General features: G+C 70.4%; 10 protein-coding genes and 1 pseudogene. 6 read left to right on the forward strand and 5 right to left on the reverse strand.

What is annotated here, in order from left to right:
* Positions 1–1,141: 1,141 nt before the first annotated feature.
* From ACIGXM_RS21290 to ACIGXM_RS21305, 4 genes and pseudogenes are all read right to left on the reverse strand, one after another.
* Positions 1,142–1,675 (reverse strand): putative immunity protein, encoded by a 534-nt coding sequence (locus tag ACIGXM_RS21290; protein WP_396563128.1) that lies wholly within the window; start codon positions 1,673–1,675, stop codon positions 1,142–1,144.
* A 94-nt stretch (positions 1,676–1,769) separates the two neighbouring features.
* A pseudogene (locus ACIGXM_RS21295) lies at positions 1,770–2,594 on the reverse strand (ISKra4 family transposase); the annotation flags it as partial.
* A gap of 182 nt (positions 2,595–2,776) precedes the next feature.
* Entirely contained in the window at positions 2,777–4,108 is a 1,332-nt protein-coding gene (locus ACIGXM_RS21300) for an RNA polymerase sigma factor (protein ID WP_396563129.1), read from the reverse strand.
* Complete coding sequence (locus ACIGXM_RS21305) at positions 4,081–4,500, reverse strand: YciI family protein (RefSeq protein WP_396563131.1); 420 nt, start codon at positions 4,498–4,500, stop codon at positions 4,081–4,083. The genes ACIGXM_RS21300 and ACIGXM_RS21305 overlap by 28 nt, the downstream gene beginning before the upstream one ends.
* A gap of 504 nt (positions 4,501–5,004) precedes the next feature.
* On the opposite strand from ACIGXM_RS21305, the gene ACIGXM_RS21310 reads away from it, so the two are divergent.
* The 4 genes from ACIGXM_RS21310 (at position 5,005) to ACIGXM_RS21325 (ending at position 8,501) form a co-directional block, all read left to right on the forward strand.
* Positions 5,005–5,214, forward strand: a complete 210-nt coding sequence (locus ACIGXM_RS21310; RefSeq protein WP_396563133.1) for a hypothetical protein — start codon at positions 5,005–5,007, stop codon at positions 5,212–5,214.
* 230 nt (positions 5,215–5,444) lie between these two features.
* The gene (locus ACIGXM_RS21315; RefSeq protein ID WP_396563135.1) at positions 5,445–5,672 is read left to right on the forward strand and encodes a hypothetical protein; all 228 of its coding nucleotides are present in this window, start codon (positions 5,445–5,447) and stop codon (positions 5,670–5,672) included.
* A 632-nt stretch (positions 5,673–6,304) separates the two neighbouring features.
* Positions 6,305–7,792, forward strand: a complete 1,488-nt coding sequence (gene ltrA / locus ACIGXM_RS21320; protein WP_396563137.1) for a group II intron reverse transcriptase/maturase — start codon at positions 6,305–6,307, stop codon at positions 7,790–7,792.
* Positions 7,793–7,940: 148 nt separating this feature from the next.
* Positions 7,941–8,501, forward strand: coding sequence for a DUF1990 family protein (locus ACIGXM_RS21325; protein ID WP_396563139.1), 561 nt, complete (start codon positions 7,941–7,943; stop codon positions 8,499–8,501).
* Between the two features lie 457 nt (positions 8,502–8,958).
* On the opposite strand, the gene ACIGXM_RS21330 is transcribed toward ACIGXM_RS21325, so the two are convergent.
* The gene (locus ACIGXM_RS21330; RefSeq protein ID WP_396563141.1) at positions 8,959–9,900 is read right to left on the reverse strand and encodes a RimK family alpha-L-glutamate ligase; all 942 of its coding nucleotides are present in this window, start codon (positions 9,898–9,900) and stop codon (positions 8,959–8,961) included.
* A 491-nt stretch (positions 9,901–10,391) separates the two neighbouring features.
* On the opposite strand from ACIGXM_RS21330, the gene ACIGXM_RS21335 reads away from it, so the two are divergent.
* Positions 10,392–12,461 (forward strand): N-acetylmuramoyl-L-alanine amidase, encoded by a 2,070-nt coding sequence (locus ACIGXM_RS21335; RefSeq protein WP_396563142.1) that lies wholly within the window; start codon positions 10,392–10,394, stop codon positions 12,459–12,461.
* Positions 12,462–12,568: 107 nt separating this feature from the next.
* A complete protein-coding gene (locus ACIGXM_RS21340; protein ID WP_396563144.1) occupies positions 12,569–13,015 on the forward strand; it encodes a nitroreductase family deazaflavin-dependent oxidoreductase in 447 nt (148 codons plus the stop codon).
* Positions 13,016–13,121 lie beyond the last annotated feature (106 nt).

Here is a 13,121-nt window from a genome sequence, read left to right on the forward strand (position 1 = left end):
GTCGGGGGAGGAGGGCGCCGGGGCGGGCGGTCACGCGCGTGCCGCTGCCCCGTAGGTGTTGCCGGGTGGGTGGCCCGTCGTGGGGGGTGTGACGGGTCCTGCTCGGGCGCGTTGGCCCCTTGGTGCTGTCTCCTTGGCGCTGGCCTGGGGGAGGTGTGGCGGGTGAGGGGGTGTTCGCCTGCTCTATGCGATCCAGTGGTGGTTGTTTGCCGCGCTCGTGCCGGCGGGTTGGGTGGTTCTGCTGCGCCGTGACGTGCGCGAGGCGCGGGAGGCTGCCGTCGGGGCCGAGGCGCGGGAGGCCGCCGCGGCTGCCGCCGGGGCTGGGGCTGGGGCTGGGGTGGATGGTGGTGCGTCGGGGGAGGAGGGCGCGGGGGGCGGGCGGTCACGCGCGTGCCGCTGCCCCGTAGGTGTTGCCGGGTGGGTGGCCCGTCGTGGGGGGTGTGACGGGTCCTGCTCGGGCGCGTTGGCCCCCTGGTGCTGTCTCCTTGGCGCTGGCCTGGGGGGAGGTGTGGCCGGTGAGGGGGTGTCGCGCTGTTCGTGGGGTGGCATTGGTGCCCGCTGGAGGTGGGGGTGCCGGGTTGTGGTGGTCGGGTGGGGGTGCTGGGTTGTGGTGGTCGGGTGCCGGGTTCTTCGTGGTGCTGGTCGGGGTGTGGTTGTGTGGTGGTGGCCTGTGTGGGGAGGTTGGTGGGAACTCATTGTGTTCCGGGGGCTGGGCGGCGTTCTTGCCGGGTGGCCTGGGTGGTGGGGCCGGCGTTCGTGGGGGGACTCGCTGTTGTGGTGGTGTGGGGGGTGGCGGGCGGGGCCGGCTTGCTGCTCGCCGTCGTTGGGCCTGTTGGTGTTCGGCCGGGTGGTGGGGGGCGTTGGGTGTGTGGGTTCTCGGTTCGTGTCTTGTGCCTGTCTTCGCCGCGGGGTGTTTGGCCGCGCCTGGTGCTCGGGGTGTCGACGACCTGGAGTCGACCGGGGGCAACCGGGCTGGGTGCAGTTCGTTTCGAGGGGAGGTAGTGGTCCGCTGCGGTGTCGTGGTCACGTGGGCTTGCGGGCCGGTTCGGAAGCGAAGCCGACCGTTTCGGTGGGGCGGCCGTTGGCCCTCAATAAGTTCCGCTGACGGATCCCTCTGCGGGTCTCTGGTATTTGATCGCGCTCAGGCGCGGAGGGCGGCGTCGAGATCGCGGATGAACTCTCCCACGCGGCCGCCTCCGGGAGGTGCGGCGGGTAGACGGCTGAGCACCGCGGTGACCGCTGGTGGTGCGTGATGATGCGCCCATTCGAGGGTGCCCGCTCTGGCGCGAGGGTCTTCTCCGGATACCAACTCTTCTGCTCGTGCCGCATGCGCTGCCGCGCCGAGAATGTGTTTCACCTGATGTGCATTTGCCAGGGGATGTAGGTAGGCGGCGCCGGCCGCATGGCTGGCCGCTCGTGCCGCGTCAGCCGCAGCGGGTGAGGTGGCTTCTTGTGCCGCTTTGAACGCCGCCCACGCGCTCTGCCGCAGAGCGGCCGTGCGCCGGCCGCCCCCGGCGAAGGCGTGTGCCGCATCGATGGCGTCGCGAGGGCGCGTGTCAGCGGGGAGATCCTTTTCGAAGATCGACAGCGCTCTGCGCGCGCAATCAGCCGCGTAGCCCGTGATTTCACGGAGTTCGTGTTCGCTCAGCTCGATCTTGTCTGACTCGGTCGGCACGGCTCAATCTTGCCGCGGGTCGTCAATCGGCGTGGAGACTTCTCGCGCGCTCGTCTCCGTCACCGTCGACCACCGGCCGCAAGCCGGTCCCCGGTCAAGCCGTGAGGCTGTAGGCCTGCTGGTCAGGGGTGGGGTAGGGCCGCTGGTGCTCGTGGGCGGCGTGGAAGCGCCGGTAGGAGTCGAGGTCGGCGTTGGAGACGACGGTGCGAAGTCGTAGGACGGCTTCGGCTCCGTGAAGGCCCCAGCGGGCGCCGGTGATCTCGAGGCGGTCGGCGATCAGGTGACGGCTGGCGTCCTCGACGGCGCCGGTGGCGATCGGCCAGCCGTTGTTGAGGGCGGTGTCGTAAGCGAGCTGGTCGAGGTGGCCGGTCAGGTAGCGGTGGCAGGCGTCGACGGCCTCGCGTCGGGAGGCCGTTAGGTGCTCGCGGTTGGCCTGGGCGGTCATCTTGTGGGCGGTGTGGGCGGTGTGGGCGGTGCGGGCGGCGTGGCCTGCGAGGATCGCGGTCAGGTGGTCGGCGGCCCGGGCTTCGGCCTTGGGGGTGCCGGGTTTGTGGAAGGCGTGGGCGGCGGCCCGGACGTACTCGGAGGACGTGCACGAAGTCCAGCAGGATGTGGACCGTGACGCCGCGTCGGGCGGTCTCGGTGGTGATCAGGTCGAGCTGGTGGCGGGCGCCGTCGACCAGGACGTCCCAGGGTCGCAGGTGCTTCGGGTCGCGGGCTTCGGTCTGGTCGAAGGCGTCGGCGATGACCTGTTCGGGCGGGCGGATGGGGGAGGCGGTGCACCACTTGTTCTCCGCCCTCGGCCCCGGGCGGACCAGGCTGCCGTCGCTGCGGCCGCCGGGCGGGTGGATCACGTCGTGGGGGAGTGTGGGGCCGGGCGGGTGTCGAAGACGCAGGCCACGGTGGGTTTGCGTTGTCTGATCGTGATGGTTTGGTGTGGTGTGCGGCGGCGTCGGGTCATGTCGTGGGTGGCTGAGTTGCCGAAGGCGTCGCCGTGCTTCCGGACAGTGGGCTGGTCTCCAGTTCTCGACCGGCCACCGCGATGTCGATCGACTGGCTGGCTGAGGTGTGGGCGCGATGGTGGTGTTGGGTGGGTGGACATCACTCCAACGCCGCCGCCTTGCGCAGTAGTACGGACCGTTCGCGGGTGTTACGGCACAGCCGGGCGGCGAGTTCCAGCTCGGCTCGGGCCTCGGTGGTGCGACCGAGGCGAACCAGTAGTTCACCGCGCACGCTCGGGAGCAGGTACGAGTCCGACAGGTGGCCGGAGGCGACCAATGCGTCCACCATGGACAGTGCTTGTCGTGGTCCGCTCGCCATCGCGAGGGCCACGGCCCGGTTGAGTTCGACGACAGGGGAGGGAGCCACGCGGCCGAGGGCTTCGTACAGGAGCACGATACGCTCCCAGTCGGTCTCCTCCACCGAGGGTGCCGTCGCGTGGCAGGCGGCGATCGCAGCCTGTAGACCGTATGGTCCAAGGCCCCGCCCGATGGCTGCGGCCCGGCCGAGTGCCGCCAGAGCGCGACGGATCGCTGGCCGGTCCCACAGGCGCCGGTCCTGGTCCTCCAGGAGTACCGCCTCCCCATCGGGTCCGGTACGCGCGGCAAAGCGCGCGGCGGTGAGCTCGAACAGCGCGAGTAGCCCGTACGCCTCCGGCTCACCGGGCAGCAGCGCGGCCAGCGTCCGGGTCAGCCGGATCGCCTCGTACGCGAGTTCAGGTCGCAGCAGGCGGTCACCGGTCGTCGCCGTCGAGCCCTCCGTGAAGATCACGTACAGAACGCTCAGGACCCCGCCGAGCCGTCCTGGCCGTTCCTGGGACGGTGGCAGCTCGAACGGCACGTGCGCCGCGGCAAGCGTCTTCTTCGCCCGGGTGATCCGGGCCTGGATGGTCGGCACTGGCACGAGGAACGCCCGGGCGATCTCCTCGGTGGACAGGCCGCCCACCACGCGCAGCGTGAGCGCCACCCGAGCTTGGGGGGCGAGCACCGGATGGCAGGCCGTGAACATCAGCGCGAGGACATCGTCATCGACCCGGTCGGGGTCCCACGGCAGATCGTCCGACCGGCCGGGCGCGACCACCGTGCCCGAGCTGAACTCGCCATCGGCCAGCTGGCCCGCCAGCATGGCGTACCGCTCCTCGAGCGCGGACTTGCGACGGAAGCTGTCAATGGCCCGCCGCCGCGCGGTCGTTAGCAACCAGCCCACCGGGCTGGCCGGCGCACCGTCGCGCGACCAGGCGACCAGTGCCTGTGCCAGCGCCTCCTGAGCGACATCCTCGGCGAGCGCGAAGTCCCCGGTATAGCGGGCCAGCGCGCCGACGATCCGCGCCGACTCGATCCGCCAGACCGCCTCGACGGCCCGCCGCGCCGACTCGGCGCTCGGCGGGCCGTCGGCGGCCGCGGGCGTCAGATCTGGCCGGTCCGCTCGCGCCACGCCCGCTCCTTGATGATCCACTCGTTGTCCTGCGGGAACTCCTCGATGCCCGGCACACGACGGACCTCGCACTTCGAGCCGGGGAAGGCCGGGAGGCGCTTGGCCCACTCGACCGCTTCCTCCTTCGAAGCGACATCGATCACGTAGAAGCCGCCGAACAGCTCCTTCGTCTCGCCGTACGGACCGTCGGTGACCACCGGGGTCTCCCCGCCGAAGTCCACCACCACGCCCTGGGACGGGTCGTCCAGGCCCTCCGCGGCGACGAGCACGCCCGCCCGGATCAGCTCCTCGTTGAACCGGCCCACTGTCTCGAGCATCTCCTCGAAAGGCGTCTCCATCATCTTCGCGACGGACTCGTCCGTGCCTCGCATGATCAGCATGTACTTCGCCATCTTTCGTCTCCTTGATCGGGGGTCGCCTATCGACCCTCTCCACCCCAGGTCGAACAGCGCGGCCGCAGATCGACACGACAGACGAACACGGGCCATTTTCCTTTCGACGAACGCCTTCGTCTCACGCCCGTGCGAACACGTCCTCGATCGCAGCCCGAAGCTCCGCGGCCTCGGGGCCGGCCTCACTGATCTCGGCACACCGTCGACGACTACTGGCGCTCACGCCCGACCCAGCTCTACGGCCCGGGCCGACTCACCCGCCCCCTGGCGGGCCGCACCGGATCAACCCGCGGATCGCCTTCAAGGGCTCCCAGCAGGAGTGGGCCGGGGCCTTGGACGAGGTGCCGGCCGACGTCCCCGAGGTGGGCCTGCCCGACTGTCGCCGGCGGCCACCGCGCAACAACAGGTCTGGGCCGGCCGCCACCGGCTGAAGCCGAGTACGGGTGACACCCCCCAAGAGTTATCTCCTCGAAGAACCTTTGGGCAGCGAACAACGCTCTGACCGTGACCGTGAACAGGCGGGCCCACGTCGAACAGGCGGGCCCGCGTCAGCAGGAGGTCGTGGTGGCGCCGCGGATGCTGGAGACCTCGATCAGGAAGCCCGTGATCGGCTGGTCGTCCAGAGCGACGGCCCGGGAAGGCGCGGCCGAAGAGGGACTCCTCGATCCGCGGGGTGCCCGGGTGGACGTCGATCCACCCGGTCTTCAGCAGTAGTGCCAGTGCCCCGTCGGCGGGGCTGCCCCACAAGGCGTGGTCGTCCATGACCGCCAGCCTGGCAGTCGCCTCTGACAGCCGGTCGGCCGCCGGGTCCGGTGTGTTCCCGCCGGCCGGGGAGGTACCGGCTGGGGTGGCGCCGCTGCTGGAGGATGCAGCGGTGGCGCTGGAGCGGCTCCAGGCTCCGCTCGGATCGGTCGGGGGCCGGTGGCTGGTGGCTGGTCCGTCCGGTGGACACCGCCGTGGTCGCGCGGGCCGTCGCGCAGGAGGTTGCCGCGTCGAGTGGTGTGGTCACGGTGGTGAACAAGAGCGGGTTCCGTCCGGTCGAGCCGGGGCCTGTGCCGCGTCTGCACGACGTGGTGCGTCGTGCGCCCTACGGCAACGAGTTGGTGCTGGTCGACGCCGACCAAGTCGAGGCCCAGCGGTTGGGTTTGGATCCTGTTCGGGGTTGTGGGTGAACGTCGTCTGGGGCCGGGTGTTGGCCTGTCTTTCGTTTGCGCCGTGAGGCGCTGTTGGTTCGAGTGGAGGTGGAAGACCTGCACCAATCCCCTGTCGCAGCAGTGGGGTTGAAGCTGAGGGCAGCCTGATCCGGGTGGTGCCGGGGAGGGTGGGAGCGGCCCTGACAAAGCCGGGACGAGGCCAGTACTGCCAGATGGCGCGGGTCCGGCGAGCGTGATGGAGAGGAGTACGAGAGGAACCGGTGTTTACGTCTCTTAATGGGACACCGGCTCGAACCTGGTGGATCAGGGCCGGGAGCGGTGCGCACGCGGGTCATCCGTTTGGGTGAACTGCTAACTCCTGGGGCGGTATACGAAAGCTGCCCGGGAGGCCACGAGGAATGTCTGCGGCGTACTCGTGGCGATGCCGCAGGGACACAGCCGGGCTCCTACTCCGTCGAGCGAACCACAGTGAACACGGGAACCGTCCCGGATCTTGCCCTGACTGCCTGACGCCAGCGGGTAGTTGGGGCTGGGTGCACCGACCACCGATCGGTCTGGGACGGGGCGGAGCCGCCGTAGTACTCCGAGGCCGGGAAAGCCGGCCGCATGGGGAAGGGCGGCAGCGGTATCGAGAAGGGAAGGACGCTGCAATGCCGGAAGACGCCCTGCCGAACGGCGGAGCTCCGGGCCCTCGGGTCCGGGTACTGGAGATGCAGGCCAAGCTTCACCATTGGGCGGTGGCCGATTCCGGCCGCCGGTTCGATGACCTGTTCAACCTTGTGCACGACCCGGCGACGCCGATCGCGGCGTTCGACCGGGTCGCGGGCAACCGGGGCGCCCGGTCATCTGGCGTCGACGGCCTGACAGCTGCCGACGTCGAGGAGAGCATCGGTGTTCCCGGGTTCCTGAACGACCTGCGGACCGCCCTCAAGGAGGGCTCGTTCCGACCGTTGCCGGTGCGGGAACGCGGCATCCCCAAGCCGGGCGGCTCGGGGAAGGTCCGCAAGCTCGGGATTCCGACGATTGCGGACCGGGTCGTTCAGGCGGCGCTGAAGCTGGTGCTGGAACCGATCTTCGAGGCCGACTTCAAGCCGGTCTCCTACGGGTTCCGGCCCCGACGGCGGGCCCAGGACGCGATCGCCGAGATCCACTACTTCACCACCCGGGGATACTCCTGGGTGCTGGACGCGGACATCGAGGCGTGCTTCGACTCGATCGACCACACGGCCCTCATGGACCGGGTGCGAAAGCGGGTGAGAGACAAGCGCGTCCTGACGCTGGTCAAGGCGTTCCTCAAGGCCGGGATTCTTACCGAACTCGGCGAGAGCAAGGCGACTTTGACCGGTACTCCGCAAGGCGGCATCTTGTCCCCGCTGCTGGCGAACATCGCTCTGTCGGTGCTCGATGAGCATCTCCACGAGCCGTGGGAGCCGGGCGGGGCCATGGCCACCGAAGGCAAACGCGCCTACCGGCGCCGCAAGGGTCGACCGACGTGGCGGGTCGTCCGCTACGCGGACGACTTCGTCGTCCTGGTGCACGGCACCGAGGCCGACACCGCGGCACTGCACGAGGAAGTCGCAGGTGTGCTCGAACCGTTGGGGTTGAGGCTGTCACCAGCCAAGACCCGAATCGTGCACATCAGCGAAGGATTCGACTTCCTGGGCTTCCGCATCCTGCGGAGGCGCAAGAGAGGGACGAACACCTGGCACGTCTACACCTTCGTCGCCGACCGGCCCATCCGGTCGTTGAAGGAGAAGATCCGTGCTCTGACACGCAGGACATCGCAGCAGGACCTTGCTGCCGTGCTGATCAGACTCACTCAGATCATGCGCGGTTGGGCCAACTACTTCAAGCACGCGGTCGCCAAGCATGTCTTCGACATGCTCGACGGCTTCGTATGGTGGCGTCTGATCCGCATGCTGCGGGAACGCCACCACTGGAGTTGGGGCGATGTCCGCCGCCGGTTCACCACCCCTGACGGGAAGTGGCGACCGATCGCGGCGAACGGGATCGAGCTCCTCCGGATCGCATCGGTCACGGTCAGCCGTTACCGATACCGGGCGAGCGCAATCCCCAGCCCATGGCAGCCTGCGAACCCCCGCCTGACGGCAGAGACCGTGGAGAGCCCGTTGCGTTGAGAGGCGCACGGCGGGTTCGGCGAGAGGTCCGGAGAAACGGACCGGGAGCAATCTCGGCACCGCGCTCCGGGCCTACTCAGCGGTTGGTGGTGGTTGGTTGGGTGGTCTGTGTTTGGTGGGGCTTCACTGGTGGTTGTACAACTGTCGGGTGTCGTCGAATGTCCTGTGCCGCCGTTACCTCGCTGCCTGTGCCGCCGTGCTCAGCTATCGGGAGGTCGGTGCCACCGGGTTGGCGGCGTTGCCGTCGGGCTACCGCTGGCTTCGTCGCCGGGTCCATCTCGGTCACGGGCCCGTGGTGCTGGAGCGTGCGGGTGCGTATGTGCTCGGCTGGGGAGCCCAGTTGGGTTCGGGTTTCGCGCTCTACCCGCCGCCGGCGCGGATCGCGGCTGGTGTCACGGTGCTGCTGCGGGTCGGTCTGCCCGGGTTGCGGCTGCCGCGGTTGGTGATTCCGTGTCGGGTGGTGTGGACCGTGGAGGAGTGTGACCGGGTCGGTTTCGCGTACGGCACGCTGCCTGGGCATCCGGAGTGCGGCGAGGAGTCCTTCGTGGTGAGCATGGACGCCGGTGGCGAGGTGTGGTTCGAGGTGACCGCGTTCTCACGGCTGGCGGCCTGGTACGCGCGGCTCGGTCGGCCGGTGGCGGTGGTGCTGCAGCATCTGGCGATCGAACGGTACCTGCGGGTGGTGGCGCGCGCGGCCACGGCGGGCTGAGGAGCGGGGGCCGCGGTGAGTTGAACGCCGGGGACCATGGTGAGCTGAACACGGGGGACAGGGCCGGTGGTTCGGGACAGGGCCGGTGGTTCGGGGCGGGGCGTGCCGGGGCGGTCCGCGGCCGGTACCGGTGGTGCGTGGCCGGTCAGCGCTGACCGTGTGCGGCCCACGGAGGTCGGGCTGGAACTTGAACTCGTGAACACGGTCCCATGGGGGTGGTCCCGTGACGCGCGGCGGCCGGGCGGCCGGGGGCACCGCCGTCGCCCGGCTCTGGTGGCCGGGGGGGGGGATGGCTCCGTCCCCGGGGCTGGTGGTTGGAGGGGGTTGGAGGGCGGGGTGGGGGGCTGGTCCGGTTGCCGGTTGCCGGTTGCCGGTTGCCGGTTGCCGGTTGCCGGTTGCCGGTTGCCGGCGGCTGGCCGCTGGCCGGCGGTTGGGGGTTGGGGGTTGGGGGTGGGTTTCAGGTGTGTGTGTCGAGGCGGGTTTGGCAGGCGGTCACGATGGCGGGGGTGACCTTGGTCATGCGTTCACGCCAGCCGACGTTGACGTTGACCTCGCAGATCGTGAAGCTTCCGTCTTGTTCGAACAGGAGGTCGATGCCGGCTACGCCCAGTCCGAGGGCTTTGGCGGCCTGGATGGCCAGTGTTTCGCCGGCGGGGTAGCGGCCCAGGCAGAGGTCGGCGGTGCCGCCTTGGGCGAGGTTGGAGCGCATGTCGCCGTTGTGGGCGGTGCGGATCTGTGCGGCCACCGCTTGGCCGTCGACGACGACCACGCGCAGGTCGCGGCCGTGTGAGTGTGCCACGTACCGTTGGAACAGGTAGGGGGTGTCGGGGCGTAGGTTGCCGTGGATGGCGTGGAGGAGGGCGGCGTCGGGGGCGAGGAAGACCTGTTGGCCGCGTTGGCCGCGGACGGCTTTGACGACGCAGGGTTCGGGGACGCCGGCGCGTAGGACTTCGCTCAGGGGGGCGTCGGCGTAGCTGCGGGTGTCGGGGACGGGTAGCCCGGCGACGGCGAGTTGTTGTAGCTGCCAGAACTTGTTCACGCAGGCCAGTACCGCTTCGACGGGGTTGAGGAGGTCGGTGCCCATGGCGCGTAGGTGGCGTAGCACGGTGATTTCCCGGTCGGTGCTCACGCGTGGGCTGGAGAGCCGGGCGTAGGCGACTTTCGGCGCGTTCAGTGGACGTCCGGTGAGGTCGTGCAGGGTCAGGCGGCCGCCCTGCACGCCCAGTAGGAGGTCTTCGGTGCTCACGACGGTGTAGCGGTGGCCGAAGGCCTGGTCGAAGGCGGCGGTCAGCTCGCCGAAGATCCGCCGGCCGCTCAGCCCGGTTCCCAGGAGGAGCCATAGTTCGGCGTCGCTGCGTGGGGCGTGTGGGTGATCGGCGGTGACGTCGGCTGGGGCCACTGCGCGTCTCCTTGCTCTGTGTGGGTGAGGGCCTGTCCGGGCCGGGGCCGGCGGTCGTGGGCGGGGGCGGGCCCCGGAGCCTGCCGGTACCCGACGTCGATCGGCCCCGGGCTGGGCCGGTCGACGTCGGGTGCCCGCCGCCGTGCCGGGGTGGTGGCCAGGGGCGCGCCCCGATCGGGTGAGTGTCACGTCGGGTGATCTGACGTCAGACACGTTACAACCGTGGAATGGCTCTGATCCCCGCTGCCGACACCTTGCGCCCGGCCCCGTCACCGGCGCCCGCCGCACCCACCGGCCCGGTTGCCCCGCACCCCCCGGCGGATCGCCGGGTACGGCCGCCGGATCGCCGGGTGCGGTCGTCGGGCCGGTGGGTGCGGTCGTCGGGCCGGTGGGTGTGGCCGTTGGGCCGGTGGGGGCGGTCGTCGGGCCGGTGGGGGCGGTCGTCGGGGGCTGGTCTGCTCGCTCTGGCCACGGCCTGCGCGACCGTCTGCGTGGGTGCCTTGGCCGTGCCCGCCGCGCGGGCCCGGCCTGACGACGGCATCACCGCGCGCGGTGTCCCGGCCGGCGCGCGGGTCCTGCAAGGCCAGTTCGCGGCGGCCGCTGACGAGTTCGGTGTCCCGCGTGGCCTGCTGCTGGCCCTGGCCTACCAGGAGTCCCGCTGGGAGTCCCACCAGGGCGCGCCCAGTACCACCGGTAACTACGGTGTGCTGGGACTGACCCAGGTCGACGTCGCCGCTGAGAACGCCGCCCGTCACGCCGCCGGGCAGGGTGCCAGCGGTGGCCTGGCGGGCGGGCCGCGCGGTGAGGACCGGCCCCACCCCGCCCATCTCGCCGATCCCGTTCACGTGGCTGTTTCCCGGCCGCGGGTCGTCGACTCCCCGGCCTTGCACACCCTGCAGGTCGCCGCGGACCTGATCCACCGTCCGGCCGCCCAGCTGCGTGTCGACAGCGAGCAGAACATCCGTGGCGGTGCGGCTCTGCTGGCTTCCTACCAGCGGCAGAGCGGTGCGGTGGGTGCCGGTGACCCCGCTCGCTGGTACGCGGCCGTCGCCCGTTTTGGCCAGGCGGGCGCGACCGGCGCGTCGGGTGCGTCGGGTGCGGCCGGTGCGGCTGGTCGTCTCTTCGCTGATCGTGTCTATGCCACCTTGCGTGCGGGGGTCTCGCGGTGGACCGGGGAGGGGCAGTGGCTGACCCTGCCGAAGGTGGCGGGTCTCGTCGTGCCCGAGCCGTTCCCGCTCGTGTCGTCGTCGGCCGAGGTCCCGGAGTGTCCGGCTGATCTGGGCTGTGACTTCGTCCCTGCCGCGTATGCGCTGACCGATCCTGACGATCCGACGTCCTATGGCAACTACAACCCGGCTCATCGTCCCGAGGACGGTCAGCGGATCCGTTACCTGGTCATTCATGACACCGAGAGTGATTACGCGGGTGCGATCGCGTCCTTCCAGGATCCGCACGAGCAGGCGACCGCGCACTACCTGGTGCGTGCCGGGGATGGTCACGTCACGCAGTTGGTGCACACCCGGGACATCGCCTGGCACGCCGGTAACAAGAGCATCAACATGCACAGCATCGGTATCGAGCACGAGGGTTTCGCCGTGCCCACCGATCGCCCGACCTGGTACTCCGAGCAGTTGTACGAGTCCTCGGCGGCGCTGGTGCGCTACCTCGCCGGCCGGTTCGCGATCCCGTTGGACCGTCAGCACATCATCGGGCACGACGATGTTCCCGGCCCGACCCAGGACGCCGTGGCCGGTATGCACTGGGATCCCGGTACCTTCTGGGACTGGGCCCACTACCTGGAGTTGCTGCGGGCCCCGTTGGGTGCCGGCACCACCGCGCCGCCGCGGCCCGGTGACACCGTGACCATCGCTCCGCCCTTCGACGCCGGTAACGAACCTCCCGTCAGCGAGGTGGCCTCCCGTCCCGAGAACTTCGTCTACCTGCGCACCCGGCCCGCCCCGGACGCCCCGCTGATCAACAACGCCACGACGGCCGCCGACGACTGGAGTGACAAGGCCGTCACCGGTGCCCGTTACGTCGTGGCCGACCAGCAGGGTGACTGGACGGCGATCTGGTACGACGGTCAGAAGTGTTGGTTCGCCAACCCGAACGGCTCGGCGGCGCGCAGCGACGGGCGCGTCACCGGCTCGCCGCTGGCGGCCGCCACCGGTGTCCTCGCTGGCGCCGGTGTCGCGGCTGGCGCCGGTGTCCTGGCCGGCGCCGGTGAGGTGGCGCCCACGACGGTGTTGACCCCGCGCTCGGGCCTGGCCACGATCCCGGTGTACGGGCGCGCCTATCCCGAGGCCGCCGCCTACGCCCCCTACCCGGCCATCACACCGTTGCCGGTGGTGTCCCTGCGGGCGACCGTGTCGGCCGGGCAGGGGTATCTCGCCGTCGATGACACCCCCGAGCCGGCCGACTACTTCTACGACCAGAACATCAACGGGGACGCGCCGAATGACCGCACCCTGGTGGTGGGCAAGGACACCTACTACCCGATCCGCTTCAACCACCGCCTGGCGTTCCTCAAGTCCACCGACGTGCGGGCGGCCACCCGGTAGCGCGGCCCGGCCGAAGTGGCCGGAGCAGTGGCAGCGGGTGCGGTGGTTGACGTTGGAGCGGTTGGCCCGGCAGGACCTCGACGAGCAGGACAGGACGGGAACAGAGCATGCCTTTGAACGGTGAGTACGAGCCCAGCCCGCAGCAGTGGGTGCGTGACCAGGTCGAACTGTACGAGTCCTCCGGTGGCAAGGAGGGAACGACCATGCGGGGCCTGCCGGTCGTCCTGCTCACCACCCGGGGCGCGAAGACCGGCAAGATCCGCAAGACGCCGCTCATGCGGGTGGAGCACGAGGGCACCTACGCCGTCATCGCCTCCCTCGGCGGTGCCCCCACCCACCCGGTCTGGTACCACAACGTGCTCGCCGATCCCCGTGTCGAGCTCCAGGACGGGCCGGTGCGCCGGGACATGAGGGCCCGTGAGGTGGCGGGGGAGGAGAAGGAGCTGTGGTGGGCGCGCGCCATCGAGGCGTTCCCCGACTACGCGGAGTACCAGAAGAAGACCCAACGGCAGATCCCCGTCCTGGTCCTGGAACGGTCCGCCACCGCGCACTGAACCGCCGGCCCCGCCGGCCCGTCCGTTCCGCTCCGCGTGTCCGCTCCGCGTGTCCGCTCCGCGTGTCCGCTCCGTGCGTGCGTTGCGCGCGTGTGTTGTGCCCGTT

Source organism: Kitasatospora sp. NPDC052896, from assembly GCF_044547075.1.
In the GTDB taxonomy this organism is placed as follows: Bacteria; Actinomycetota; Actinomycetes; order Streptomycetales; family Streptomycetaceae; genus Kitasatospora.

Coding starts and splice junctions, on each gene's coding strand:
- ltrA (WP_396563137.1), top strand. CDS start 6,305: ATGCCGGAAGACGCCCTGCCGAACGGCGGAGCTCCGGGCCCTCGGGTC.
- ACIGXM_RS21305 (WP_396563131.1), bottom strand. CDS start 4,500: ATGGCGAAGTACATGCTGATCATGCGAGGCACGGACGAGTCCGTCGCG.
- ACIGXM_RS21340 (WP_396563144.1), top strand. CDS start 12,569: ATGCCTTTGAACGGTGAGTACGAGCCCAGCCCGCAGCAGTGGGTGCGT.